Source organism: Micromonospora sp. NPDC047644 (genome assembly GCF_040704315.1).
In the GTDB taxonomy this organism is placed as follows: domain Bacteria; phylum Actinomycetota; class Actinomycetes; order Mycobacteriales; family Micromonosporaceae; genus Micromonospora.
Genome location: NZ_JBEYSY010000007.1, coordinates 318632 through 344410, shown reverse-complemented (window position 1 = coordinate 344410; position 25779 = coordinate 318632). Strand labels below are relative to the sequence as shown.

The window sequence follows — 25779 nt, the reverse complement described above, 5'->3', positions numbered from 1 at the left end:
GGCCCCTGTTGTCTACTGTGCGCCGTCCGCGTTGATCATGAAGTTATTGCCCCGACACGCCGAGCCGGGTGGCAATAACTTCATGATCAACGGGAGGAGTCAACGGGAGGGGGTGGGGGTGCGGAGGGTGCTGCGTTGGACGGCGCGGCTGATGTCGCTGGGGGAGACGATGCCGGTCAGGTGGCCGTCCTCGGTCACCACCAGGGCGCGGCCGTCGGCGCACTCGGAGAGCCGGGGGAGCAGGTCGTTGAGCTGTTCACCGGGCTGGGCCAGCACCAGATCGTCGGCTCGACAGGCGACCTCGGCCAGCGTGGTCGACGCCCGCCGCTCCGGCGGTACGCCCCGCACCCGGTCGACGGTGACCAGCCCGGTCGGTCGGCCGTCCTCGGTCAGCGGCAACGCCGAATGCCGGTACGCGAACAGGTAGTGGTCGACGAAGTCCGCGACAGTCATCTGCGCCGAGGCGGTCTGCGGCTGCGGGGTCATCACGTCGCCCACCCGGATCCCGCGCAACGCGGTGCCGGTGCGGGCCTGTCGCTCCTCCATCCCGGCCGCGCCGATCAGGAACCAGCCGATCAGCGCCAACCAGAGCCCGCCGAAACCGACACCGGACAGGAACTGCCACAACCCCAGGCCGATCAGCAGCACACCCAGCACCCAGCCGGCCCGAGCGGCGACGACTGACGCTCGGGTCCGGTCGCCGGTGGCCTTCCAGACCGCGGCGCGCAGCAACCGGCCGCCGTCCAGGGGCGCGGCCGGCAGGACGTTGAAGACGGCCAGCAGCACGTTGATCCCCGCCAACCAGGCCACCGCCCCGAACAGCAGCCCGCCCTGCCCGGCCAGCGCCAGCAACGCCGCGATGGCACCGAAGAACGCCCCGATCAGCAGGCTGACCAGCGGGCCGACGCCGGCGATGCGCAACTCCGCGCCCGGGTCACGCGGCTCGCCCCGCAACTCGGCCACGCCGCCGAACAGCCACAGCGTGATGCCGTCGACCTCCAGGCCGTTGCGTGTGGCCACCACCGCGTGCGACACCTCGTGGGCGAGCAGGCCGACGAAGAAGACCACCGCCGCGGCCAGGCCGGCGAGGGTGTACGCCACGGGCGAGCGGTCCGGGTACGAACGGGGAAACTGGTTCGCGGCCAACCCCCACGCGATCAGCGCGAAGATGACCAGCACGCTCCAGTTGACCCCGACCGGCACCCCCGCGACCCGGCCAAGCCGGAAACTGGCCCTCATCGCACAGAGGTACCCCGCCAGGACGCCGACATGCGGCAGATCAGGCAGACAGCCTGATCAATCGGCGGTGCCGGGCGGGACCACCCAGGCGCTGGGCTGCCCGGTGATCGCGCTGATGAGATCGAAATCGCCGTCGTAATGCAGCACCGTGACCCCGTGTCGCTCGGCGGTGGCGGCGATCAGCAGATCCGCCATGGAGAGGGCGCGGTGGTTGCCCTTGTGTAGGGCCTCCACCTGCACGTCGATCGCTCGGTCCCAGACTTCGTCAGGCATTGAGAGCCACTGGAAGCCGCCCATCAACCACCTGGCACGCTGCGCATCTTTCGCGGTCCGAGCACTGTGAATGACTTCGATCTCGACAGCCCCGCATACCGCGAGCACCCCTCGGTCGGAGAGTTCGCCAAGGACTGGAGCCACGTGCTGCTTCGGCCAGCGGGCGAGGGCCGACTTGTCGAGCAGGTATTGCTCGTGCTTCACGCCGCGTCCGGCTCGGCGGTCACGACAGGGCCGGTCAGGTCGGGCAGCCCACCGCTCTTGAGCCAGTCGGCGAACTGTCGTCGTTTCTCCCGATCGACGACCGCCTTGAGGGCGGCGTTGACGGTGGCCTTCTTCGTCGTGGTGCCGAGAACCTTGCCGGCTTCGGCGAGGAGTTCGTCATCGACGTCAAGGATCGTCCGGCTCACAGTGCCTCCTCAGGTGGGCGATCAGCGTCGATGATATCAATCTGGTGCGCTTTTGATATCAGGCCCCGCTGAAGCGCCACCCTGACCGCGATGGTGGACGCGGGGACGCGCCGCCGGCGTGGTCTTGCCTGATCATGGAGACCGAGGGTCAGCGGCGGGGGGTTTCGCTGGCGATGGTCGCCTCGCGGGGCAGGGCTGCCGCGCGCAGAGCCCAGTCCAGCGCGTAGTCGGCGATCGGCTCCCAGCCGGGTTGTCCGACGGTGAAGTGTGACCGGCCGGGGAACTGCTCGTACGCGGTGAGGGCCCGGGACTTCTGGTAGAGCCCGGCGTTGGCGCGGACCACCGACGCCGGCACCACGTGGTCGGCCTCGCCGGCCATCAGCAGCAGCGGGGCCCGGTCGGTGCGCCCGACGTCGACCCGGGCGGGTGAGCGCGGGTCGACGTTGGCGAAGGCGCCCTCGAAGAAGACCCGGCCAGCACCCGGGACGGCGTAGCGCTGCCAGGCCCGGTCGGAGTCCTCGCGGCTCATCGTGTTGCCGAAGGTGTAGGCGAAGTCGTCCTGGCTGAACGGGACGGCCTTGCTGCGGTTGGCGGGGCTGCGCAGGATCGGGAAGCCCGAGCGGAGCTGACTCAGCGGCACCTTGAGCACCCCCTTGATCGCCGCGGGATGCACCCCCACCACTGCCGCGCCGAGACCCCGGTCGGCGAGGACCTGGGCGAACAGGCCCCCGAACGAGTGACCCATGATGATCGGCGGTCGGGGCAGCGCCCGGATGATCTTGTCGTAGTGCGCGACGATGGTGGCCATGCTCTGCTCGGCGATGGGGCCGGGGTCGTCGCGCAACTGCTCCACGGACCGGTCCATGCCGGGCCAGGCGGGGGCGATGACGTGCATGCCGCGTTCGGTGTAGCGCTGGGCCCACCCCTCCCAGCTGCGCGGCGTCATCCAGAGCCCGTGGATCAGCACGATCGTGTCGACCTGACCCTGCGGCGTGGCACCCATCGTGTCCTCCCGGTGTCGCGGCTTCGGCCCGGCGGTTACCCGCTGCCGCGCCGGGAATGCCTCCGCCGGCTGTCGACTCGGCGGGTCGCGCTCGCGGGCGGATGTGGCAGTGAGCGTGATGACTCAGGGACATCATGATGACTCGGGGACATCACGCTCGTTTCGGTGTTGGCTCGCACGGAGGTCACTCTCCGTGGTGCCGGGCCCCTGACAAATGTCACGGTCGGAGCGTGACGACCGCTCCGGGCATCGGGGTACGCGCCGCCGGAGCATGACTGGCATGACCAGTACGCATCCGGCTGTCGAGTTGGACGGCCTCACCAAGAGCTTCGGCGCGGTCACCGCTGTCGACGGGTTGAGCCTTCGGGTACAGCCCGGCGAGGTGGTGGCGTTCCTCGGCCCGAACGGCGCGGGCAAGACCACCACCATCGACATGCTGCTCGGGTTGTCCCGCCCGGACTCGGGCACCGTCCGCGTCCTCGGTGGCACCCCGGACGACGCGGTGGCCCGAGGTCGCGTCGCCGCCGTACTCCAGACCGGTGGTCTGCTCAAGGACCTCACCGTGGGCGAGACGGTGCGGATGACCGCGCACTTCTACCGGCACACCCGCCCGGCAGCGGAGGTGCTGGAGCGGGCCGGTATCACCGACATCACCGATCGGGTGGTCGGGCGCTGCTCGGGCGGTCAGCAGCAGCGGTTGCGCTTCGCCCTGGCCCTGCTGCCCGACCCGGACCTGATGGTGCTCGACGAGCCGACCACCGGCATGGACGTCGAGGGTCGGCGGGACTTCTGGCAGGCCCTCCGCCGTGACGCCCGCCGCGGTCGGACCGTCATCTTCGCCACCCACTACCTCGACGAGGCGGACGCGTACGCCGACCGGATCGTGCTGGTCCGGCAGGGGCGCATCGTCGCCGACGGCACCACCGCGGAGATCAAGAACCTGGCCGCCGGCCGTACCGTGCGGGCCACCCTGCCCGGTGCCGACCAGGCCGCGCTCGCCGCGCTGCCCGGCGTGGACGCCGTCGAGGTACGTGGCGACAGCGTGCTGGTGCGGACCGGCGACTCGGATGCCGTCGCCCGGCACCTGCTGACCCGGACCGCCGCCCGGGACGTCGAGATCACCTCCCGCAACCTCGAGGACGCCTTCCTCGCCCTGACCACAGCGCAGACCGGAGCCTGAGATGACCACCTCCACCCCCACCCGCGCCGCTGTCACCGAGCCGGACCGTCGGCTGCCCGCGCTGGGCGGGTTCGCTCCCGGTGCCCTGCTCATCGAGCTGCGCCGGGTGCTGCGCAACCGTCGCACCCTCGCCTTCACGCTGATCATGCCCGGCGTCTTCTTCCTCATCTTCGGCCTGCCGCAGGGCGGGCAGTCGCTGGACAACGGCCGGCCGGTGACCGCGTACATCATGATCAGCCTGGCCGTCTACGCGGCGATGGTGGCCACCACCAGTGTCGGTGGCGCGGTGGCCACCGAACGGGCCCTGGGTTGGAGCCGACAACTGCGGCTCACCCCGCTCCGCCCGGCCGCGTACGTGGTGACCAAGCTGATCACCGCGATGAGCCTCGGCCTGCTGGCGGTGGTCATCGAGTTCCTGGTGGGGGCCGTGGCCGGCGTCCGCGTCCCGGCGTACGTGTGGCTGCTGTCCGGGCTCGCCGCGTGGGTCGGCTCGCTGGTCTTCGCCGCGTTCGGTCTCTTCATCGGTTACCTGGCGCCGGCCGAGAACGTCATGCAGATCATCGGCCCCGTGCTGGCGGTGCTGGCCATGTTCGGCGGGCTGTTCGTCCCGGTCGAGGTGCTGCCGGACGTGCTCCAGCAGGTCGCGAAGTTCACCCCGGTGTACGGCATGGGTGTGCTGGCCCGTGCCCCGCTGACCGGCGACGGGGTGAGCATGGCGGCGGTGGTGAACCTCGTCGTCTGGGCGCTGCTGTTCGGTGTCGGCGCGGCCCGGCTGTTCCGCCGGGACACCGCGCGGGTCTGAGCGACCGGGCCGCTAGCGTGAACCCGATGGACCTCCCGACCGGGCAGCCATGGCCGGTGAGCCGCCACTGGCGGGTCACCGGCTGGCTGCTCGCCGCGGTGTGGCTGTTCTTCCTCAACGTGCCGCTGGCCACCGCGTTGCACCAACCGGAGCCGTGGCGGCGGGTCCTCGGTGTGGTGGCCCTCGTCGTCTTCGGCGTCGGTTACGTGCTGCTGTTCCAGTGGGCCCGCAAGCTACGCCAGTCCCTGTCGCCCATCCCGGCCGGCCGGGCTCGCGCCGGGCTGGCGCTGCTGCTCGCGGTGGGTCTGGCCAGTCTCCCGGGCACCGAGGGGGACTGGCTGGCCACCCTGGTCTACGTGGCCGCGGCGGCGGTCTTCCTGCTGCCGCTGCGGGAGGCGTTGGCCGTCGTCGTGCTCTGTGCGGTGACCCCCGTGGTGGCGTCTCGGCTGGTGCCGGGGTGGGAGGCGGAGAACGGCATCGTCTTCGCGGTGCTGCTGGCGTCGTTCGCCATGTTCGGGGTGTCCCAGTTGGCGCAGCGCAACAGCGAACTCCGCGCGGCCCAACAGGAGATCGGTCGGCTCGCGGTCGCCGAGGAGCGGTCCCGTGCCGCCCGCGACCTGCACGACATCCTCGGGCACTCGCTGACCGTGGTGGCGATCAAGGCCGAGCTGGCCGGGCGTCTGATCGAGGTGGACACCGACCGGGCCGCCGCCGAGATCGCCGAGGTGGAGGCGCTGGCCCGGGCCGCGCTGGCCGACGTACGACAGACGGTCGGGGCGTACCGCGAGGTGAGTCTCGCCGCGGAGCTGGCCGGCGCCCGCTCGGCGCTGGCGGCGGCGGGCATCGCGGCCGACGTGTCTACAGAGGTGCCGGAGCTGCCGCAGGAGTGGGACCGGTTGTTCGGCTGGGCGGTACGCGAAGGGGTGACGAACGTGGTCCGGCACAGCGGGGCGCGGTGCTGCGTGATCCGGGTACACCCGGATCGGGTCGAGATCAGTGACGACGGTCGTGGCCCGTCCACTCCCGACCCGAGCGGGCACGGGCTGGTGGGCCTGCGGGAGCGGGCGCGGCGGCTGGACGCTGTGGTGACCGTCGGCCGCCGGCCGACGGGCGACGGTTTCCTGCTGCGGGTGCACGCACCGGGGGAGGCCCGGTGAGCGGCCGGTCCACGCCGATCCGGCTGCTGCTCGCCGACGACCAGGCGCTGGTCCGGGGTGCCCTGGCCGCCCTGCTCTCGTTGGAGGAGGACCTGACCGTGGTCGCCGAGGTCGGCCGGGGTGACGAGGTGGTGCCCGAGGCCCGACGCAGCGCTCCGGACGTGGCCCTGCTGGACGTGGAGATGCCCGGCCTGGACGGGATCGCCGCCACCGCCGCGTTGCGGGCCGCGCTGCCGACCTGCCGGGTCCTCGTGGTGACCACCTTCGGTCGGCCCGGCTACCTGCGTCGGGCCATGGAGGCCGGTGCGAGCGGTTTCGTGGTCAAGGACACCCCGGCCCGGCAGCTCGCCGACGCGGTCCGCCGGGTGTACGCCGGCCTGCGGGTGGTCGACCCGACGCTGGCCGCGGAGACGCTGGCCGCCGGGCTCAGCCCGCTGACCGAGCGGGAGACCGAGGTGCTGCGCACGGCCCGGGGCGGTGGCAGCGTCGCCGACCTGGCCAGGGCGTTGCACCTGTCCGAGGGGACGGTACGCAACCACCTGTCGGCGGCGATCGGCAAGACCGGTGCCCGTAACCGGGCCGACGCGATCCGGGTCGCCGAGCAGAATGGCTGGCTGCTCGGCGAGTGACCGTGCGCGCCGGGGCTCAGGCGGTCGGCGGTGGGGCGGCCAGTTGGTCGACGACGACGACGCTGCTGCCGGGGCGGACCTCGGCGAGCAGTTCCCGCTGACCGCTGCGGGTCAGCCGGATGCAGCCGTTGGTGGTGTTCTCGCCCAGCTCGTCGTCGTTGTGCCAGGTGTGCACCCCGATGTGCGCGCCGCGCAGCCCGGACGGCACCGACTCGGGGTCGTCGGGCACCGACCCGAGGGCGTAGATGTCCACCCCGCCGTAGACCTCCTCCGGCGGTGGGGTGCGGCCCAGGATGAAGGTCCGCCCCAGTGGGGTTTCCTGGCCGGACTGGCCGAGGCTGACCTCCCAGGAGCGCACCGCCCTGCCGGCCCGGTACCAGGTGAGCCGGTGGACCTTGCGTTCCACCACGATCTGGTCGCGCAGCGGCACCGTCTCGAAACCGCCGGGCGGCAGCCAGGCGAGTCGGCGGTTGGCCGAGGGCAGCAGGACGGCCGTCCAGCCGGCGCGTCGCTGGGCGATCGGCATGGTCAGCTCGACACCGCGGATGGTCGGTTCGAGGAAGGCGCGCGGTCGACCGCCGGGTGCGTCGTACGCGGCGATGCGTCTGGTCGGGTGCGCGCCGTCGGCCAGCGGTGTGACGTCCATGGTGGCCGGGTCGGCCGGGAACCCCCCGGGTGCGGGGTCGTAGTCGACCACCGGCAGCCCGTCCGGGGCGGGCGCGGCCGGGGGGATCGACTCCTCCGGGCTCTGCTCCACACTGCTCGGTGTCGGGTCGGCCACCGCCACGTCGCGGTCGTCGGGGGCCGTCGAGCTCGGGGTGAGGGCCTGGCCGACCAGCAGCGCGGTCACCAGCAGCGCGGGTACGCCGATCGCGGCGGCCACCCAGACGCCGCGACGGCGGTACGGAGTCTTTCGGTCAAACGGCACGAAACCACTCTATGGTGGCGGATCCTTCGGGGCCCCCGGTTCGGCGAGACCCGCCGTCCGGAGGCCCCGATCGCGTCAGACCCGTGCGCCGATGTGGATGGCCACCGCGTCGTGCGCCGGCACGTTCGCCGCGAACCAGCCGTTACCGTCCACCGTGATCACCGGACCGCTGCACGTCCCACCCGCGTAGGTGCCGTGGATGACGTCGCAGTACCGACCGGCGGGCAACCCCGTGTAGTAGGAGCGGCCGTTCACCGCGGCGTCCTCGTCGTTGACGGTGAGGAAACCCTTGCCGCTGCGGCTGAACGCGATGTGGTTGTTGCCGTTGTCGTACCAGTTGGCCACTCCCGCGCCCTCGGTGGCGTTGCGGAAGCCGACCATGTTGGCGATCACCGGCCAGCGGTGTTCGCACTCCCAGCCGGAGTAACAGGTGGCGTTGAGCGTCTTGTTGGCGCCGTCCGACGGGGGGCCGGCATCCCGGTTGCTGAAGGTGTAGCTGGACATGACGGTCGGAGAGCCGTACGGCCAGGCCAGCATGAAGGCGTTCGCCAGCGCGTAGATGCCCCGGTCGCGGTAGGTCAGCACCCCACCGGAGTCGCGCTGGGTGTCGTGGTTGTCCACGAACACCGAGGCCGGGCCGGTGGGCAGGTGCCCCCAGCCCTCGCCGAAGTTGCGCAGGTACGCCAACCGCTCGGAGCGGAACACCCGGGCCAGGTCCTTGCCGTAGCGGAACTCGTGCACGTCGCCGTTGCCGGTGTACTCGCTCGGCTGGACCGGCTCGCCGGCACCGTGGATGACCTCCTGCACGATGTACGCGGAGCGGGACAGCTTGCTCCTGATGGCGGCGATGTCGGCGGCCGGCATGTGCTTGCTGGCGTCCAGCCGGAAGCCGTCGACGCCGAGCGAGAGCAGGTCGTTGAGGTACGAGGCGATCTTCGTACGGACGTAGTCCGACTCGGTCTTCAGGTCGGACAGGTTGACCAGTTCACAGTTCTGCACCTCGTACCGGTCGTTGTAGTTGGCGATGTCGTCGCCGCCGTTGCGCCCGCAGTGGTGGAAGTCCTGGGTCTGGTAGATGCCCGGGTAGTCGTAGTGCGAGTAGGACGACCCGGCCCAGCCGGTGCCGCCGTTGGCCTGACCGGACATGTGGTTGATCACGGCGTCGACGATCACCTTGACCCCGGCCGCGTGGCAGGTGTTCACCATCGACTGGAACTGGGCCCGGGTGCCCTTGCGGGACTCGATCCGGTAGCTGACCGGCTGGTACGCCATGTACCACTGGTTGCCCCGTACGTGCTCCTGCGGGGGCGAGACCTGCACGTAGCCGTAGCCCTTGGGGCCGAGGGTGCTCTGGCACTCGCTGGCCACCGAGGGCCAGTTCCACTCGAAGAGCTGGACGATGACCTTCTTACCGCCGGACGGGGCGGCGACGGCCGGGGGTGCCGTCACGGCGGTGGGGACGAGCAGGCTGGCGATCAGGCCGAGGGCGAGGAGCGCCGAGCCGCGCCGACGTCGGTGCATGGGGACTCCTGACGGGAGCGGGGGTGGTGGTGCGGTGGGGGAGGCCCGGCTTGCCAAGATGTTGCAAACCTGACTGAAAATTGCTGAAAGATTACAAGCGTGTTGCGACGACTGTCAATGCATGGGCATCCGCCACTGTCCTGACCGGTCGGTGGAGGCGGGGGGAACGCACGACCGTGCCCCTCGGTTCGATGTCGGCCCAGAAATTTCTTCCCCAGGTGATCCGCGCGCCCCGCCGGTCCGTACTGGATGGGGGAGCAGGGGTCGGCCGGTGGTACGCCGCCGCGAGACGATCGAGGAGCAGATGGCCCGGGCACAGCAGGACATGAAGGCGGCGAAGGTCCGGACCAGCGCCAGCAGTCGGGGGGTGCGCGCCCCGTCACGGTCGGGGGTCGCCCTGCTGATCGCGTCGGCTCTCGCCGCGCTCTGGGCGGCGATCATGCTGACCGGCGTCGGTCAGTCGGCGTACGCGTACGGCTTCTTCTTCACCGAGTTCTTCGCCGGGGTCATCTCCCTGGTGTCGTTGAGTCTCACCGTGATGCTCGGTCTGCTCGCCACCGATCGGCTGGTGCTGCGCATCCCGCACCGGGTGCTGATGCAGTCGGCGCACCGGGCCACCGGCGTGCTGGGCGTGGCCGGGCTCGGCTTCCACGTTCTCACCAAGATCGCTACCGGGCGGGCGGCGCCGACCGACGCGCTGGTCCCGTTCGTCGGCGGCCGGGGGCTCTACATCGGGCTCGGCACTGTGGCGGCGCTGCTGATGGTCAGCGTGATCTGGACCGGCATCATCCGCGCCCGCTTCGCCGGCGTCGGTCCGAAGTGGGTGTGGCGGGCCATGCACTCCGTCGCGTACCTGGCCTGGCCCTTCGCCATCGTGCACGGCCTCAACGCCGGTCGGGCCGCGGCGCCCTGGGTGATGTTCAGCTACCTGGCCTGCGTTCTGCTGGTGGTGCTGGCCCTGCTGGTCCGGTTCTCGGTCAGCATCGGTCGGCGCAGCCGCGAGCAGCACCAGGCGGCGGTGCGCAACGCGGTGATGGCCGGCCGGGCCGAGGAGGCGAAGACCGCCAGGTCGCTGCTGGCCGGGTTGGGCCGACGCCCGAAGGCCCCCGAGAAGCGTCCCGCCTGGGCGGACACCACCACCGCCACCTGGGCCGCGCCGGCCGCGCGCCGCGACCCGGAACGGTTCACCGTCCCGGTGGTGCCCGAGCCCGGTTCCCTGGTCGAGCCGACCCGGCCGAGCCGCCGTCGGCGGGAGGAGGAGCCGGCCGCCCGCGCCGAGACCGAACGCTCCTCGCGCGGCCGACGTGCCGAGGAGGAGTCGACGACCCGCCGGTCGGCCCGCCGCAGCGTGGAGGAGACCGACACCCGTCGACGCGACGAGGAGGAGGTCGAGCCGGTGACCCGGCGGCGCGCCTCGCGTACCCGCGACGAGGCCGTGCCGACCGGACGGCGTCGCGCCGAGGAGCCGGCCGCCGAGCGGTCCCGTCGCCGGTCCCGCAGCGAGGACGACGGCAGCCGTTACTCGTCGCCGCCGCTGCCGGCCCTCGACGAGCCCGAGGAGCCCTGGGACAGCCCGCGCCGCTGGCAGGCCGACGAGCCGATCTCCGCCGGCCCGGTCTCCAGCAGCCCGATCTCGTCGGCGCCGCGCAGCGGCAGCGGCCGGCACAGCGCCGACGACGACCTGCCCGAGGAGCCGGACTACTGGCGTCCGCCGGCCCGGTACATGCCGGACGAGGTGGCGCCGCCCGTCGACGACACCCCGACCCTCGTCGACCTGGCGTCCCGCCGCGCCAAGCGGGCCGCTGGCGAGGGCAAGTCCAAGCGCCGCAAGGCCAGCGCCGACGCGGTGGACGGGGCGTACTGGGCCGGGCTGCGGGGTGAGGCGAAATGATGCGGACCGCTGTGCCACCTGTCGCCTGTGTGGGCGAGCCCCGGCTCACCGCCGGCTTCGCCGAGTACGGCCGACTCGACCTGCGCGCGCACGAGGAGGTGCACGGACCGATCGGCCCGATGGAGCCCGCGCAGCTGCTCCAGCTCGCCGAGGGCATGCAGCTCAAGGGCAAGGGCGGGGCGGGGTTCCCGTTCGCCCGCAAGATGCGCGCCGTGCTGGAGTCCTGCGAGCGGCAGGACCTGGCCGCCGTGGTGGTGGTCAACGCCACCGAGGGGGAGCCGGCCAGCTGGAAGGACAAGGTGCTGCTGACCCGCGCCCCGCACCTGATCCTGGATGGGGCGGCGCTGGCCGCGTACGCGCTGGACGCCGACGAGATCGTGATCGGCGTGGCGGACGACGGGGTCGGCCGGGACTCCCTGATGGACGCGCTCGACGAGCGCCGGATGCCGGTGCAGACGACGATCGTCACAGTGCCGCACCGGTTCATCTCCGGCGAGGGCGGCGCACTCGTCAACGGCATCAACGGGCTGCCGCACATCCCGCCGGGCACCAAGAAACGCTCCAGTGACTCCGGGGTCAGCGGCCTGCCCACCCTGCTGTCCAACGCCGAGACGTTTGCCCAGCTCGCCATCGGCGCCCGACTGGGCCCGTACGAGTACGCGGCGCTCGGCACCGACGACGAGCCGGGCACCGTGCTGCTCACGGTGACCGGCGCGGCGGGCCGACCGGCCGTGGTGGAGTGCACGGCCGGCATGCCGCTGCGCGACGTGCTCGACCTGTGCGAGGTGCCGGACGTCCAGGGCATCCTGATGGGCGGCTACCACGGCAAGTGGATCACCCCGGAGGCGGCGGAGAAGGCCGAGGTTTCCCGCAAGGGCCTGGCCGCTGTCGGCGGCACCCTGGGCGCGGGCATCATCGTCCCGCTCGGCGTCGACACCTGCCCGCTCGGTGAGGCCGCCCAGGTGGTGCGCTACCTGGCCGGTGAGTCCGCCGGCCAGTGCGGGCCGTGCAAGATGGGCCTGCCGGATCTGGCCCGAGCGGTGGACCTGGCCGTGGCCGGCAGCCAACCGGCGGACGTGGTGCGCGCCGCCGCCGGTGAGGTGAAGGGCCGGGGCGCGTGCAGTCACCCCGACGGCACCGCCCGGTTCGCGCTCTCCGCGATCGAGGTCTTCGTCGAGGACCTGCGGCTGCACAGCACCGGCGACGGCTGTGGCCGACGGGTCAAGGGCATGATGGGGCTGCCGGGCGCACCCGACGCGAACCCGCAGAAGCTCACCCTGGACTGGTCCCGCTGCGACGGGCACGGCCTCTGCGCGCACGTCGTACCGGACTTCATCCGGCTCGACGCGAACGGATATCCGGCCTTCCCGGCCACCCCCGTGCCGACCTGGCTGCGCGAGGGCGCGCTGAAGGCGGTCAAGGTCTGCCCGGAGTTGGCTCTCCGGCTCGCCAAGGCCGAATAGCCAAGCCTCAGGCCCAGCAGGGGTCCCTTCCGGACCGGAACGGAGAAGCGGATGCGGATCAGCAGGGCGTGGAGAAGAGCCGGGCAGTTCCGCCGGGTCGCCGCCGCCGGGGCGCTGGTGCTGGCCCTGTTCGGTGTCGCCGCCTGTACCGGCACCGCGCCGGGTGGGCCCGCCGCCGCCGGATCGGCCCCGGCCTCGACCGGTGCGCCGTCCACCTCGACCGGTGCGTCATCCGCGCCGACCGGGGTAACGCCCACGCCGACCGGTGGGCCGTCGGCCGCTGCGGCGCGGGTCCCGGACGTGCTGCGCTTCACCGGGACCACGCTCGGTGGGGCGGCGTTCGACGCGGCACGGCTCGCCGGCAAGCCGGTGGTGCTGTGGTTCTGGGCGCCCTGGTGCGCCACCTGCGCCAGTCAGGCCTGGACGGTGGCCGAGATCGAACCCCGATACCGGGACACCGTGCCGATCGTCGGCGTCGCCGGGCTGGGCGAGCGGAAAGCCATGAAGGAGTTCGTCACCGAGTTCGACCTCGGCGCGACGCCGCAGATCGAGGACGCCAAGGGCGCGCTCTGGAAGCGGTTCAAGGTGACCGAGCAGAGCATCTTCGTGATCATCGACCGGAACGGCGCCGTCGTGCACCACGGCTTCCTGGACGGTGAGGCGCTCACCGCCAAGGTCGCCGCACTGGCCGGGGCGTGACCGCCACTCTGCTGCTGGCGCTGACCGCCGGCATGCTCGGCGCTGTCAACCCGTGCGGCTTCGCGTTGCTGCCCGCGTACCTCTCGCTGTTGGTCGCCGGGACGTCGGACACCCGCGGCGCGGTCGGCCGCGCGCTCACCGCGGCGGCCGGGCTGACCCTGGGGTACGTGCTGGTGTTCGGCGCGTTCGGCCTGGCGCTGGCACCGCTGGCCGGCTGGTTGCGGCCCCGGCTGCCGTGGCTGACCGTGGCGCTCGGCGTGCTGCTGGTGGTGGCCGGCTGCTGGTTGCTGGCCGGTCGGCGGCTGCCCGCCCCCGGCTGGTCGGCCCGGGCGCCTCGGCTGACCCGCTCCTGGCCGTCGATGGTGCTGTTCGGCGCCGCGTACGCGCTGGCGTCGCTCGGCTGCGCCATCGCGCCGTTCCTGGCCATCGTGGTGACCAGCCTTCAGGCCGGCTCGACCGGTCAGGGGTTGGCGCTGTTCGGCGCGTACGCCCTCGGGATGGGTCTGGTGGTCGCGGTCGCCGCGCTCGGGGTGGCGCTGGTGCGCGACGGCCTGGTGGCACGGCTGCGCGTCGCTGGCGCGCTGGTGCCTCGCCTCAGTGGCCTGGTGCTGCTGGTCACCGGCTGCTACGTCGGCTGGTACGGCTGGTACGAGTTGCGCCTCGCCGCCGGCCGCCGCGACGCGCTGCACGACCCGGTCATCCGGGTGGCCGCCCAGGTCCAGCGAGCCCTGGCCGACGCCCTGGATCTGATCGGCCCGGTGGTGCTGCTGGCCGCCCTGGCCCTCCTGCTCCTGACCGCGCTCCTGGCGAAGCGCCGCCCGACCCCAGCCCTCGTCGATCATGAAGTTATCGCCCCGACACGCCGAGGCGGGGAGCAATAACTTCATGATCAACGATGAGGGCGCGGTGGGGATCTGAGGTAACGCGTTGGTCTTGACATCGGGAAACGATCATCGGAGGCTGGGCTGACAACGTTGTCACACCGAAGGACCACCATGCGTACATCCGAATTCGAGTTGAGCAGGCGGCGGCTCCTCATCCTTGGCGGCGCCGTCGGCGCGGGACTCGCCATCGCCCGACCCGCCGCCGCCCAGGCCGCGCCAACCACCGCCACGTCACCGGCCGTTGCCACCGGCCCGGTTGCCAGCACCTACCACGCGCTGCTGCTGGCCCACACCCGATGGGCCGAGGAGCAGTGGGATCCGGCGATCAACGCGTACCGCCTCGCGGACTTCCGGTTCGCGGTCGTCCTCGGTAACGCGGTCCTGCTCATCTCGCCCGGGTACGACCCGGCGGCAGCAGGCGTCGACCGGGACACCCTGCACGCCCGTACCGTCGCCACCATCCGCCGGTTCGCGGCCACCAACCGGCTCGCCGGCGGCACCGAGTGGGGCCGGCAGTTGTTCTGGGACAGCACCTTCGAGCTGTACTTCGTCCTGGCCGCCCGACTGCTCTGGTCCGATCTGGACGAGGTGACCCGCACCAACGTCGACCGCATCGCCCGTGGGCAGGCCGCGTACGCCCACTCCCTCGGCACCGGTAACGACCCGCTCAGTGGCGCTTGGACACCGAACGGCCTCACCGGTGGCTGGGTCGGTGACACCAAGCTCGAGGAGATGGGGGTCTACGCCCAGGCGATCGCGCCCGGCCTGGCCTGGGCGACGGACGACCCCGCCGCCGCGGCGTGGCGCGAGCGATTCTCGATGTGGACACTCAACGCGAGTGGACTGCCGGCAGCCGACCGGGCCAACCCCGCCCTCGTCGACTGTCGGGCGGTCGCCGACTGGAACACCGCCCACAACATCCACGACACGTTCCTCGTCGAGAACCACGGCTCCTTCGGCCCGCACTACCAGGAGGAACTGTGGCGCACCGCGGGTCGGACCGCGGCGCACTTCCTGACCGCCGGCCAACCGCTCCCCGAGGCACTGTCCCGGCAGCCCAACGGCGACCAACTGTGGCGGACCATGCGGCTGCTGGCCAGCGACGCCGGCGAACCCTTCATGCCGATGGTCGCGGACCGCTACCACCTGTACGGCCGTGACGTCCTGCCGCTCGCCTTCCTCGCGCAGGTCCAGGGCGACCGGCATGCCGCCCGGGCCGAGGCGGACCTCGCCGAGCGGCTGATGCCCTACCTGAACTACCCGCCCGAGAATCGGCTCACCAAGTTCAGCGGCGAGCCGAAGTACGAGCCCGAAGCCCGGGCCGAGATCGCCATCAGTTACCTCTTCCATGCCTGGCGGGCGGCCAACGGCGGCGTGGTCCAGCCGGTCACCAGCACCACGTTCTTCGCGGCGGCAGCGGGCACCCGGGACTTCGGGTCGCAGGCCGGGCTGACCGCCCAACAGAGTGCGACCGCCTTCGCCGCCGCGGTCAGCAAGACCGGATTCGTCTCGTTCCAGTGGGCCCCCGCCCACGACAACTGGTTGTTCGACACCCGGGCCGCCTCGCTGCTGCCGAGGCAGTCCGCGCCGGTCCTCGGCCGCACCTCCGCCGCGTACACCGTGGCCCGGGACGGCCTCGACGCCACCGCGACAGTGCTCCGCGTCGCCGGCGGCACCGCCGGATACGTCACGCTGCCCACCGGAACGGTCGTGTACGCCACCACCGGCACCGGTGCCGACGAGGGCACGTTCACCCTGTTCAACCTGGACATGCCCGGCGTACCCGGGCTCACCGGCACCCGTACCTTCACCGGCGAACAGGGGTCCGTCACCCTGGCCGGACAGTCGGGCGTCGGCGACGGCGGAACCGACCAGATCAGCTTCGCGCCTCGTTCCGCCCGGTACGTGCGCATGCTCGGTCGAACCCCCTCCACCCAGTACGGCTACTCGCTGTTCGCCTTCGCCGTGCTCGACGCCGGCGGGGTCGACCGCGCCATCGGCCGGCCCGCGACGGCCTCGTCCGCCGACCCCGCCTACCCGGCGGCGCGCGCGACCGACGGCAACCCCTCCACCCGCTGGGCGGTCGCCCGCGACGAACGCGCCCGCGCGGACAGTTGGCTCGCCGTCGACCTCGGCGAGTCCGTCGACATCAACGGCGTACGCCTGGACTGGGAGGCCGCGTACGGCAGCCGCTACGTCATCCAGACCTCGCTCGACGGCACCGACTGGAGCGACGCGGTGGTGGTACCGGACAGCCCGACCGTCGCCGGCTCCTGGCTGGACGTCGACGGGCGAGCGGGTCTGGTGGTCCACAACGCCCAGAACCCGATCACCGTGACCGCCACCACCGTCACCCTGTCCAGCGGACCGGCCACCGGCAGCACTCGGCTGATCATCGAGGGGTACGCGGGCGTCAGCAGGTCGGCCCTGGCCGCCGCGGCGTCCCGGACCCTGCCCAGCGGTGGTCCGGAGGCGTTGCGGGTGAGTGACGCGGACGGTTACCTGAGCCTGTTCAACCTGTCCGGCGACGACGTCACGACGGCTTCCGTCACGCTTGCGCAGCACGCCACGCTGCGGTTGTACCGCGGAAGCCAGGTCACCGGATCGGGGACCAGCACCTACCAGGTCGACCTTGCCGCCGCGACCGCACGCGTGGAGCCGCCCCGGTTCATCGTGACCTCGGCGCAGCCGGGGAAGACGGTTCCCGCCGGTACCCGGTTCGACGTCACCGACTCGCACCACCTCCGAGTCACCGCGCCGGCCGGGCAGATCGTGAAGGTGCAGATCGAGTCCGCGGCCGGCGGTGCCCGACAGCGGGTGACGGTCCCCGCCGGACACCGCAAGGACGTCGCGTTCGCGGGTGGGACGGTGACGCCGACCAGTGACCTGGCCCGGTCCCGGACGACCTACCCGAGTTCACCGCTTCCGGCCGGCATGACCGACCCGTCGGCCGCCGTCGACGGCGACCCGGGGACGGCCTGGCAACCCGGCCCGAACGGGCGGATGGTGGTCGATCTCGGATCGCTGGAGGATCTGGCCTCGGTCCGACTGACCTGGACTCCCGGTCGGCGGCGGCCGGTCACCGTCGCCACCTCGGCCGACGGGCTCGGCTACGTGACGGTCGCCTCGGTGCCGAAGCCGAAACCCGAGACCACCGTCGCGATCGGATCCTCCGCGCGGTACCTGGCGGTCGCGGTCGCCGACTGGCAACCCGGTGACGCCCGGCTGACCTCCGTGGAGGCGTTCGGCGTCTGAACCGTCGACACACCCGCGATCTTGCACTTTCTGTCGCCCCAAAAGACGCGGATCGGGGCATCGAGACGACAGAAAGTGCAAGATCGGCGGGGTGAGTGGGTCTAGCGCGGGGGGGTCAGACGGTCGGTGCCTAGGCGGTCCTGGAGGACCTTGGGGATCAGGACGCTGCCGTCGGCCTGCTGATTCTGCTCCAGGATGGCCGGGAAGAGCCGGCTGGTGGCCAGCGCCGACCCGTTCAGGGTGTGCACGAAACGGGTCTGCTTGCCGCCCGGCTCGCGGTAACGGATGGCCGCCCGACGCGCCTGGTAGTCGCCGGCCCAGGAGACCGACGACACCTCCTTGTACTTGCCGGTGCTCGGCATCCACACCTCGATGTCGAGGGTCTTCTTCATCGAGGCGCTGGCGTCACCGGCCGAGAGCAGCGTGCGTTGGTAGTGCAGGCCCAGCCCCTCGACCAGGCTCTCGGCGTGGGCGAGCATCTCCTCCAGCGCCGCGTCGGCCTGCTCCGGCAGGGTGAACTGGAAGATCTCCACCTTGTTGAACTGGTGGCCGCGCACCGTGCCGCGCTCGTCCGAGTGCGAGCCGGCCGACTCCCGCCGGTAGCACGGGGTGTACGCGAACGCCTTCAGCGGCAGCTTCGGGGTTTCCAGGATCTCGTCCTGGTACGCGCCGAGGATCGCCGTCTCCGACGTGGGCAGCAGGAACTGGCCACGCGGGGCGGACGCCGAGTCCAGGTGGTAGACGTCGTCGTAGAACTTGGGGAACTGCCCGGCGGCGAAGCCGGCCGAATCCAGCAGCAGGTGCGGCGGGAGCAGGAACTCGTAGCCGGCCCTGATGTGCTGGTCGACGAAGTAGTTGAGCAGCGCCCACTCCAACCGGGCGCCGATGCCGGTGTAGATCCAGAAACCGGACCCGCCGAGCTTGACCCCGCGCTCGTAGTCGACCAGGCCCAACGCGCGGCTCAGCTCCACGTGGTCGCGGACCTTATCGATCACCGGCGGCTCGCCGAAGGTCTTGACCACCCGGTTGGCTTCCTTGCCGCCGGCCACCACGTCGTCGCTGGGCAGGTTGGGCAGCTCGCTCATCGCGTCGCGCAGCCGGGCCTGCACCTCGTCCAGCTGGGACTCCAGCTCGGCGAGCTGCTGACGCTCCGCCTCCGGCGCGACGGCCTGCGGCTCCTCGCCGGCCCGCTTTGCCTGCGCGTACGCCCGGGCCTCGGCCTTGCGGCGCTGCCGCTCGGCGTCGATCTCCGTGATCAGGGCGCGGCGTTCCTGGTCGAGCCGCTGGATCTCGTCCAGGGATCGGGTGACCTCGGCGGGATCCAGACGCTTCGCCAACGCGGTCGCCACCGCCTCGCGATCCTTCCGGATCAACTCCATGTCGAGCATGCTGCTCCGTACGCCTCCGTCCGGGGTTCACTGGTGAACCATCAGATGCTACCGTCGCGGCCCCCTCGGCCCGGGACGGGGAGGTTCTCCAGCCGGATCGGCATCAGCACCGAGTAGGTGTCGGCGTCGTCGGGTCGGCGTACGGCCAGCGGGGCGATCGGCCCATCGAGCTCCAGCACCAGTTGCGCCGCGCCGGCCGCGTTCAGCGCGTCCAGCAGGTAAGCACCGTCCACCCCCACGCGCAGCGCGTCGGTGCCCAGGTCGGCGGCGGGAAGCAGCCGCAGCCCGCCCTGGTCGTCGACGCCGAGCACGGTGACCGCCCGGGTCGTGCCGTCGTGGTCGAGGGCGACGGTGGGTGCCCCCGGGTCGGCCAGCGCGGCGCGCAGCGCGGCCACGTCCACCGGGATCCGACGCGCGGTCGGCCGCTCGCCGACGGACTTCCGCAACAGCCGGTGGTAGTCCGGGAAGTCGTACGGCAGGGCGGCGGCGCTCAGCGTGCGGTCGGCCACCCGCACCCGCAGATCCGTGCCCGCCACCGTCAGCCGCACCGGCCAGGTGTCGCCGGTGTCGAGCAGCGGCCGGAGCTGGTCGACGAGAGCCACCGGCAGGAACACCCGCACCGGCGGTCCGTCGACGTCCGCCCCGGCCCGCGCCAGCGCCAGCCGGTACCGGTCGGTGGCGACGAGCCGGACGCCGTCGGACTCCACGTCGAACAGCACCCCGGCCAGCATCGGCAGCTCCGGGTCGACGCCGACGGCGAAGCGCACCGCGTCGAGCGCGGCGGCCAGGGCGGCGGGGGTGACCAGGAGTGTGGTGGCGGTCGGCGGGGTCGGGTCCACCAGGGCGCGGAGCCGGTCGACCTCGCGGCGGGCGTCGCTGAGCCCGTCGACCAGTCGGCGCAGGTGCGCGTCGAGCAGGTGGTGCACCACTGCCGGCTCGGCGCGTACCGCGGCGGCGATCTCCGGCACCGGCATGCCGATCCGACGCAGCCCGGCCACCAGCCGGGCCGGGGCGATCTGCCCCTCGGCGTACCAGCGGTAGCCGGTCACCGGGTCGACCAGGGTCGGCTCCAGCACCCCCGCCGAGTCGTAGAAGCGCAGCGCGCTGACGGTCAGGCCGCTGGCGCGGGCCAGCTCGCCGATGCTGTGCAGGTCACTCACGCTGGGCATCCTGCCCCCTCGACCCGGTTGAGGGTCAAGCCGCGGGCTCCCGCGTCTCCTGCTTGAGCACCCGGAAGGTGAGGCCGGCCCGGACGAGCCGGTCGAGCAGCGCGTCACCCATCGCGGCGACCGGGGTGAGCTGGCCGGCGGTCGACGGCAGCTCGTCGAGCGCCAGGCACAGCGCCGACTCGGCGAGCATCTTCGCCGTCTCGTCGTAGCCGGGATCACCCCCGGCGACCTCGGTGACCACCCGCCGCCCGCCGCCGGTGCCGACGAACCGGACCCGGAACCAGGACGACGCCCGCTGCTGCGCCGTGGGCCCCTGCCCGGACGCGAGCCGGCCGAGCAGCCAGCGTCGGCTGGGCGGCAGCTTCACCAGCCCCATCAACGCGCCGAGCCCGGCCGCGCCGACCAGCACGGTGGGCAGCCGCTTCACTGCGGCGAAGTGCCGGTAGCGGAAGTCCGGGCCGTACTCCGGGCGGGCCGCAGCCGAGCGGCGCACCACCTGCGGGTCGATGGTCGGCAGCGGCACGGTCCAGATGCCCAGCTCCGCCGAGCGGGCCAGCCGGCCGGGCACCGCCCGGACCCGACGGTCGGTGGGGCGCGGCTCGACCGCCCGACGGTCCCGGGCCGCCTGGCTGGCCTGCCCGGTACGGGAGAACGCGGTGAGCGCCGAGTGGTAGGTGCCGGCCGAGAACCGACCGCCGGCGCGTACGTATCCGTCCACGGTGATCGGGACGTCGGCGGGCAGCTGCTTGACGGTGAACCAGACGCCCAGATCGTGCGGGACGGAGTCGAAGCCGCAGGCGTGCACCAGCCGCGCGCCGGTGCGGGCCGCCTCGGCGTGGTGACGCACGTACATGAGGTCGACGAACTCCGGCTCGCCGGTGATGTCCAGGTAGTCGGTGCCGGCCCGGGCGCAGGCCCCGACCAGCGGCTCCCCGTGGTGGATGTACGGGCCGACAGTGCTGACCACCACCCGGGCGCTCTCCGCCACCGCCCGCAGGGACCCGGCGTCGGTCACGTCGGCGGTGAGCAACGGCAGGTCGGCCAGGCCCGGGTCGATCGCGGCGAGCCGCTCCCGGACGGCGGCGAGGCGCTGCGGGTTGCGCCCGGCCAACGCCCAGCGCAACTCGGCCGGCGCGTTCCGGGCCAGGTACTCGGCGGTCAGGCCGCCGGTGAACCCGGTCGCTCCGAACAGCACCACGTCGTACGTTCGCTCGCCAGTCATCCTCAGAGTCTGCCATTCGTGATCGCCGATCAGCGATCACGAGGAGGCGGTCACGGGGTGAACACGGCGCGCACGCAGCCGTCGGCCCGGTCCCGGAACAGCGCGTACCCCTCGGGGCCCTGCGCCAACGGCAGCCGGTGGGTGGCCAGGTGTTCGGTCCGCAACTCGTCGCGGGCCATCCGGTCCAGCAGCATCGGCACGTCCCGCAGATCCGGCCGGCTGGCGCCGCGCAGCGTGAGTCGCCGCTCGGTCAGCGCGCCCAGCGGGAACGCGTCGACGAACCCGCCCGTCGCGCCGAGCACCACCACCACACCGCTCTTGCGGCACGCGTGCACGGCCTCCCGCAGCGCGTCCGGTCGGTCGGCGTGCGGGCCACCGAACCTCTCGGCCCTCGACCGGGCCGGCGGCGTGCCGACCGCCACCACGCACACGTCCGGCCCGCGCCCACCGCTGCGGTCGCGCAGCTCGGCCGCCACGTCGGTGTGGCGGTAGTCCAGCGGTTCGGCGTCGTAGTGCCGCTCGGCCATCCGCAACCGCTGCTCGTGCCGGTCCACCACCAGCACCCGGGCGGCTCCGCGCAGCACCGCCGCCCGGGCGGTCACCTGACCCACCGCCCCGGCACCCCAGATCGCCACCACGTCGCCGGGACGCACCGCGCCCAACTCGGCGGCGAGCCACCCGGTCGGCGCCACGTCCGCGGCGAACACCGCCCGGTCGTCGGCGACGGCGTCCGGCACCCCGAAGGCGCTCACATCGGCGTACGGCACCCGCACGTACTCGGCGTGGCCGCCAGCGAAACCGCCCGCCGCCCGGGGCCGGCCGAAACAGCCGGCGTCGGAGCGGACCCAGTCGGGGTCGGCGCCGGGCAGGTCGGCGTGGGCGTTGTCGCAGCAGGAGTGCAGGCCCTGGCGGCAGTACCAGCAGCCGCCGCAGGCCACGCTCGCGCCGACGACCACCCGGTCGCCGGCGCGGTGTCGGCGGACCCCGGGGCCGACCTCCACCACCTCGCCCAGGAACTCCGCACCGAGCACGTCGCCCGGCCGCAGCAGCGGGTGCCCGCCGGCCAGCAGCGGCAGGTCACCGCCGCAGGTGGCGCTGCGCCGAACCCGGACTATGACGTCCCGCTCGTTGCGCAGCTCCGGGTCGGGGACCTCGCGTACGGCCAGCTCGCCGGCGGCCACCCAACACAGCGCTCTCACCCGGGGACCTCGGGGCGGTCCAGCGCCGAGCGGTCCGCGCGGAGCACCTCACCGGCCTCCACCCGTTGCTTGATCTGGCGCAGGGTCCGGCGGACCAGCAGACCCGGGTCGTCGCCGATGAGGTGCGCGGCCAGCCCGGTGGGCGGGGTGACGCCGGCCCGCGGTCGGGCGGCCAGCTCGGTGCCCCGGTCGCCGGGCGCCGGGCGCACCCGCACCTCGACCGCCCCGTCCAGGCGGCGCAGCGGCTCCGGCAGGCGGCCGTCGGGCAGCACCTGCTCCGGCGGCCGGTCGACGGTCACCACCTCCCACCGGGCCGGCGCGGCGGCATCACCGTCCGCGCCGGACCGGCCACGTGCCGCGGGGTCACCGCCCGCGCCGGGGCGGCCACCCCGACGGGGTACGCGCAGCAGCCGCGCCGCCCCGGCCAGCGCCGCCGCACCGAGGGCTGGTCCCGCCCGCGCCAGCCGTCCCATCGGTACCACCCGTCCTCCCGGTTCACGTCCCCCGATCGTCGGTCGCATCCGGGTGAAGCGCGCTCGCCCGGAAGGGGTGAACCGGCCCGTGCCGGGTAACCGCTGGCCGACCGGGGGCGGAGCGCGTGGTGGGGGTGGGGCCGGGTGCCGGAACAGGATCACGTACGGGTCGAACCGGCATCGGGGCCACCGCTGTTGGCGTCCCGGCTGACGCCGGCCGTGCCGCCGGAGCCGGTGGTCGCCCGGCCCCGCCTGCTGCGCCGGTTGGACGAGGGCAGCGCGGGACCGGTCACCCTGGTGGCGGCTCCCGCCGGCTGGGGCAAGACCACCCTGCTGGCGTCCTGGATGCGGCTGGGCGGTGCGCCGCCCGACGTGGAGCCGGGCGCGATGGTGCCGGACTCCGGTGATCTGTCGGTCTCATCGGCTGACGTGCCGGTCTCGGCGTGGATGTCGGTGGAGGCCGGCGACGACTCCGACCGGCTCTGGGCGTACCTCGCCGCGGCGCTGCGTTCGGCGACCGGGGCGACGGAGGGCGGCCCGGTGCCCGACCGGCCGCCGCGCCCCGACCAACTGGAGGCGCTGGCCGCCATGCTCGCCGCCGCCGACCGGCCGGTGCTGCTGATCCTGGACGACCTGCACCGGGTCGCCGACCCGGCGGCGTTGACCGGCCTGGAGTTCCTGCTGCGGCATGCCGGGCGGCGGCTCCGTCTGGTGATCGGCGCGCGGGCCGGTCTGCACCTGCCGCTGCACCGACTCCGTCTCGCCGGCGAGCTGACCGAGATCGGCCCGGACGAGCTGGCGTTCACCGACGACGAGGTGGCCGACCTGCTCACCGCTCACGCGGCCGCGCTGCCGGCGACCGCGGTGCGCCGGCTGCGGGAGCGCACCGGAGGCTGGCCGGCCGCGCTGCGCATCGCCGCCCTCGCGGTACGCGGACAGCCCGACCCGGAGCGCTGGGTGGGGCAGGTCGGCGGAGACCACCCGGAGATCGCCGGCTACCTGCGTGAGGAGGTGCTGACGACGCTCGACCCGGCCGAGGGGGAGCTGCTGCGCCGTACCGCCGTCGTCGACACCGTCTGCGCCGACCTGGCCGAGGCGCTGACCGGCCGCGCCGACGCCGGGCAGGTGCTGGCCGACCTGGCCGGGACCGGTGGTCTGCTGCACCGCGAGGACACCCGTCCGCCCTGGTACCGGTACGACTCCCTGCTGGCCGACCTGCTTCGCGCCGACCTCGCCCGGTTGCCCGCCGTCGAGCTACGCGACCTGCACGTCCGAGCCGCCGACTGGTACGCGGGTGACGGGCGTCCCGCCGACGCGCTGCGGCACGCCCTGGCCGCCGGCCGTTGGGACCTGGCCGGTGACCTGTTCGTCGCGCACTGGCCGGAGCTGACCCGCTTCGACCGGGACCCGGTGCAGACCCCGGCGCCCACCCCGCCGTCGGCGGAGGTGATCCGGGCCGACCCGGAGGTGGCGCTGGCCTGCGCCGCCGAGCGCGCGTACGCCGGTGACCTGCCGGCCGCCACCGCTCATTTGCGCGCCGCCGCCGGGCACGCCGCGGTTCTGCCGGTGCCGCGACGGGACCGGTTCCTGCGCCTGGTCACCGCGCTGGAGCTGACAGTGGCCCGGCTCGCCGACGACCGCACCGAGGTCCGGGCCGCCGCCGCCCGCCTGCTGCGCACCCGCCCGGCGGAGGCGACGCCGACCCCGCCGACGACGGGGGTTTCCGGTTCCGCCCCGACGGCCGGTGGCGGCGGCGCCGCCGACGACCTGGACCTGCGGGCGTTCACCGGCACCGCGCTGGGGCTGGTCGAGGTGGCCGACGGAGCGCTGCCCACCGCCCGGTTCGTGCGGGCCCGGGCGGCCGCGCGGGAAGCCGGACGGCCCCGCACCGAGCTGGTCGCCGCGAGCCGCGCCGCACTGCTGCTCGCGGTGCGCGGCGAACTGCGGGCCGCCGAGCAGGCGGCCAGGGACGCGCTCGCCATGCCACCCTGTCGGGGCTGGTCCTGTCGGCTCGACTGCGGTCACGCGTACCTGGCTCTCGCCGTGGTGGCGCTGCTGCGCGACCAGCCCGAGGAGGCCACCGCGAACCTCGCCCTCGCCGTCGGGGCGCTCGACGTCACGCCCGGCTGGGCCGGCGACCCCGCCCTGGGCGGGGACTGGCTGACCGCCGCCGGCGACGAGCCGGTGGCGGCGGCGGTGGCCGCGCTGTGCCAGGCGCAGCTACGCCGCGACTCGGGCGACCCGGCGACCGGCCAACGACTGCTCGCCCAGGCCCGGGAGGCGCTGGCCGACCGGCCGTCCGCCGACGAGCTGACCGGCCTGCTGCGGGCCGCCGAGGCCGAACTGCGGGCCGCGCGGGGTGACCTGGACTCGGCCCGCGACCTGCTGGCCGACGCCACCGACGAGGGGGCCGACCCGGTGCTCGCCGTGACGTTGGCGAAGGTGCAGCTGCGAGCCGGTGACGCCGCCATCGCCGAGCGGACCCTGCCGGACTGGCAGGCGCCGTCCGCCACGGCCTGGCCGCTACCCGTACGCCTGGACGCCGGTCTGCTCGACGCGGTGCTGGCCCAGCGCGCGGGGGACGGGCGTCGGGCGGGCCGCATCCTGGAGCAGACGCTGGGCCTGGCCGGCCCGCAGGGCTGCCGCAGGGTCTTCACCCGCGCCGAACCACCGGTGCGGGACCTGCTGGCCGCGCACCTGGACGCGGGAACCGCGCACTTCACGCTGGTCAGTGACCTGATGCAGGGCGCGGGACAGGGTGCCGTCGAGCCGATCGCCGGGCCGAGGGGCGCGCTCGACGAGCCGCTCACCGAACGGGAGCTGACCATCCTGCGCTACCTGCAGAGCATCCTGTCCAACGTGGAGATCGCCAGCGAGTTGTCCCTCTCGGTCAACACCGTCAAGACCCACGTCCGCAACATCTACCGCAAACTCGACGCGACCCGCCGGCGCGAGGCGGTCCGGCGGGCGCGCGAGCTGCGTCTGATCTGAGCG

General features: G+C 73.2%; 21 protein-coding genes. 10 read left to right on the top strand and 11 right to left on the bottom strand.

The window, feature by feature from the left end:
- Window positions 1–99 precede the first annotated feature (99 nt).
- The 4 genes from AB0877_RS14415 to AB0877_RS14400 all read right to left on the bottom strand — a co-directional run bounded on the left by AB0877_RS14415 (window position 100) and on the right by AB0877_RS14400 (window position 2925).
- Window positions 100–1239, bottom strand: a complete 1140-nt coding sequence (locus AB0877_RS14415; protein ID WP_366608999.1) for a site-2 protease family protein — start codon at window positions 1237–1239, stop codon at window positions 100–102.
- Between the two features lie 57 nt (window positions 1240–1296).
- Window positions 1297–1716 carry a PIN domain nuclease gene (locus AB0877_RS14410; RefSeq protein WP_366608998.1) on the bottom strand — a complete coding sequence of 140 codons (420 nt, stop codon included), beginning with the start codon at window positions 1714–1716 and terminating at the stop codon, window positions 1297–1299.
- Window positions 1713–1922, bottom strand: coding sequence for a type II toxin-antitoxin system VapB family antitoxin (locus tag AB0877_RS14405; protein ID WP_366608997.1), 210 nt, complete (start codon window positions 1920–1922; stop codon window positions 1713–1715). The genes AB0877_RS14410 and AB0877_RS14405 overlap by 4 nt, the downstream gene beginning before the upstream one ends.
- Before the next feature lie 148 nt (window positions 1923–2070).
- Complete coding sequence (locus AB0877_RS14400; RefSeq protein ID WP_366608996.1) at window positions 2071–2925, bottom strand: alpha/beta fold hydrolase; 855 nt, start codon at window positions 2923–2925, stop codon at window positions 2071–2073.
- Window positions 2926–3205: 280 nt separating this feature from the next.
- Between AB0877_RS14400 and AB0877_RS14395 the strand changes: the two genes are divergently transcribed.
- The 4 genes from AB0877_RS14395 to AB0877_RS14380 are packed head-to-tail and all read left to right on the top strand — an operon-like array spanning window position 3206 to window position 6693.
- A complete protein-coding gene (locus tag AB0877_RS14395) occupies window positions 3206–4105 on the top strand; it encodes an ABC transporter ATP-binding protein (protein WP_366608995.1) in 900 nt (299 codons plus the stop codon).
- 1 nt (window position 4106) lies between these two features.
- Window positions 4107–4907, top strand: a complete 801-nt coding sequence (locus tag AB0877_RS14390; RefSeq protein WP_366608994.1) for an ABC transporter permease — start codon at window positions 4107–4109, stop codon at window positions 4905–4907.
- Window positions 4908–4933: 26 nt separating this feature from the next.
- Entirely contained in the window at window positions 4934–6064 is a 1131-nt protein-coding gene (locus AB0877_RS14385) for a histidine kinase (protein WP_366608993.1), read from the top strand.
- On the top strand, window positions 6061–6693 hold the full coding sequence (locus tag AB0877_RS14380) for a response regulator transcription factor (protein WP_366608992.1): 633 nt from the start codon (window positions 6061–6063) through the stop codon (window positions 6691–6693). Before AB0877_RS14385 ends, AB0877_RS14380 begins: the two co-directional genes overlap by 4 nt.
- Before the next feature lie 16 nt (window positions 6694–6709).
- Here AB0877_RS14380 and AB0877_RS14375 read toward each other — a convergent pair whose 3' ends face one another.
- Both AB0877_RS14375 and AB0877_RS14370 read right to left on the bottom strand, forming a co-directional pair.
- On the bottom strand, window positions 6710–7621 hold the full coding sequence (locus AB0877_RS14375; protein ID WP_366608990.1) for a L,D-transpeptidase: 912 nt from the start codon (window positions 7619–7621) through the stop codon (window positions 6710–6712).
- A gap of 75 nt (window positions 7622–7696) precedes the next feature.
- A complete protein-coding gene (locus AB0877_RS14370; RefSeq protein ID WP_366608989.1) occupies window positions 7697–9142 on the bottom strand; it encodes an alpha-amylase family protein in 1446 nt (481 codons plus the stop codon).
- Window positions 9143–9413: 271 nt separating this feature from the next.
- Here AB0877_RS14370 and AB0877_RS14365 point away from each other — a divergent pair, with 271 nt between their 5' ends.
- From AB0877_RS14365 to AB0877_RS14345, 5 genes are all read left to right on the top strand, one after another.
- Window positions 9414–11033 carry a hypothetical protein gene (locus AB0877_RS14365; protein ID WP_366608988.1) on the top strand — a complete coding sequence of 540 codons (1620 nt, stop codon included), beginning with the start codon at window positions 9414–9416 and terminating at the stop codon, window positions 11031–11033.
- Window positions 11030–12496 (top strand): NADH-ubiquinone oxidoreductase-F iron-sulfur binding region domain-containing protein, encoded by a 1467-nt coding sequence (locus AB0877_RS14360; RefSeq protein ID WP_366608986.1) that lies wholly within the window; start codon window positions 11030–11032, stop codon window positions 12494–12496. The genes AB0877_RS14365 and AB0877_RS14360 overlap by 4 nt, the downstream gene beginning before the upstream one ends.
- 51 nt (window positions 12497–12547) lie before the next feature.
- The gene (locus AB0877_RS14355) at window positions 12548–13195 is read left to right on the top strand and encodes a thioredoxin-like domain-containing protein (protein ID WP_366608985.1); all 648 of its coding nucleotides are present in this window, start codon (window positions 12548–12550) and stop codon (window positions 13193–13195) included.
- Window positions 13192–14076 (top strand): cytochrome c biogenesis CcdA family protein, encoded by an 885-nt coding sequence (locus AB0877_RS14350; protein ID WP_366608983.1) that lies wholly within the window; start codon window positions 13192–13194, stop codon window positions 14074–14076. The genes AB0877_RS14355 and AB0877_RS14350 overlap by 4 nt, the downstream gene beginning before the upstream one ends.
- A 114-nt stretch (window positions 14077–14190) precedes the next feature.
- The gene (locus AB0877_RS14345; RefSeq protein WP_366608981.1) at window positions 14191–17334 is read left to right on the top strand and encodes a discoidin domain-containing protein; all 3144 of its coding nucleotides are present in this window, start codon (window positions 14191–14193) and stop codon (window positions 17332–17334) included.
- Between the two features lie 101 nt (window positions 17335–17435).
- Here AB0877_RS14345 and serS read toward each other — a convergent pair whose 3' ends face one another.
- Genes serS through AB0877_RS14320 form a run of 5 tightly spaced genes read right to left on the bottom strand, consistent with a single transcriptional unit; the run spans window position 17436 to window position 22776 of the window.
- Window positions 17436–18722 (bottom strand): serine--tRNA ligase, encoded by a 1287-nt coding sequence (gene serS / locus AB0877_RS14340; protein ID WP_366608980.1) that lies wholly within the window; start codon window positions 18720–18722, stop codon window positions 17436–17438.
- Window positions 18723–18763: 41 nt separating this feature from the next.
- Window positions 18764–19891 (bottom strand): MerR family transcriptional regulator, encoded by a 1128-nt coding sequence (locus AB0877_RS14335; protein ID WP_366608979.1) that lies wholly within the window; start codon window positions 19889–19891, stop codon window positions 18764–18766.
- A gap of 25 nt (window positions 19892–19916) precedes the next feature.
- The gene (locus AB0877_RS14330) at window positions 19917–21113 is read right to left on the bottom strand and encodes a saccharopine dehydrogenase NADP-binding domain-containing protein (protein WP_366608978.1); all 1197 of its coding nucleotides are present in this window, start codon (window positions 21111–21113) and stop codon (window positions 19917–19919) included.
- 50 nt (window positions 21114–21163) lie between these two features.
- Entirely contained in the window at window positions 21164–22312 is a 1149-nt protein-coding gene (locus tag AB0877_RS14325) for an alcohol dehydrogenase catalytic domain-containing protein (protein ID WP_366608977.1), read from the bottom strand.
- Entirely contained in the window at window positions 22309–22776 is a 468-nt protein-coding gene (locus tag AB0877_RS14320) for a hypothetical protein (protein ID WP_366609044.1), read from the bottom strand. The genes AB0877_RS14325 and AB0877_RS14320 overlap by 4 nt, the downstream gene beginning before the upstream one ends.
- A gap of 153 nt (window positions 22777–22929) precedes the next feature.
- Here AB0877_RS14320 and AB0877_RS14315 point away from each other — a divergent pair, with 153 nt between their 5' ends.
- Window positions 22930–25776, top strand: coding sequence for a LuxR C-terminal-related transcriptional regulator (locus tag AB0877_RS14315; protein ID WP_366608976.1), 2847 nt, complete (start codon window positions 22930–22932; stop codon window positions 25774–25776).
- Window positions 25777–25779: the final 3 nt, after the last annotated feature.

Excerpts from the sequence above, each read along its gene's own strand:
- AB0877_RS14345 (WP_366608981.1), top strand. The coding sequence starts at position 14,191 with ATGCGTACATCCGAATTCGAGTTGAGCAGGCGGCGGCTCCTCATCCTT.
- AB0877_RS14335 (WP_366608979.1), bottom strand. The coding sequence starts at position 19,891 with ATGCCCAGCGTGAGTGACCTGCACAGCATCGGCGAGCTGGCCCGCGCC.
- AB0877_RS14355 (WP_366608985.1), top strand. The coding sequence starts at position 12,548 with ATGCGGATCAGCAGGGCGTGGAGAAGAGCCGGGCAGTTCCGCCGGGTC.
- serS (WP_366608980.1), bottom strand. The coding sequence starts at position 18,722 with ATGCTCGACATGGAGTTGATCCGGAAGGATCGCGAGGCGGTGGCGACC.
- AB0877_RS14390 (WP_366608994.1), top strand. The coding sequence starts at position 4,107 with ATGACCACCTCCACCCCCACCCGCGCCGCTGTCACCGAGCCGGACCGT.
- AB0877_RS14395 (WP_366608995.1), top strand. The coding sequence starts at position 3,206 with ATGACCAGTACGCATCCGGCTGTCGAGTTGGACGGCCTCACCAAGAGC.
- AB0877_RS14360 (WP_366608986.1), top strand. The coding sequence starts at position 11,030 with ATGATGCGGACCGCTGTGCCACCTGTCGCCTGTGTGGGCGAGCCCCGG.
- AB0877_RS14415 (WP_366608999.1), bottom strand. The coding sequence starts at position 1,239 with ATGAGGGCCAGTTTCCGGCTTGGCCGGGTCGCGGGGGTGCCGGTCGGG.
- AB0877_RS14330 (WP_366608978.1), bottom strand. The coding sequence starts at position 21,113 with ATGACTGGCGAGCGAACGTACGACGTGGTGCTGTTCGGAGCGACCGGG.
- AB0877_RS14400 (WP_366608996.1), bottom strand. The coding sequence starts at position 2,925 with ATGGGTGCCACGCCGCAGGGTCAGGTCGACACGATCGTGCTGATCCAC.
- AB0877_RS14370 (WP_366608989.1), bottom strand. The coding sequence starts at position 9,142 with ATGCACCGACGTCGGCGCGGCTCGGCGCTCCTCGCCCTCGGCCTGATC.
- AB0877_RS14385 (WP_366608993.1), top strand. The coding sequence starts at position 4,934 with ATGGACCTCCCGACCGGGCAGCCATGGCCGGTGAGCCGCCACTGGCGG.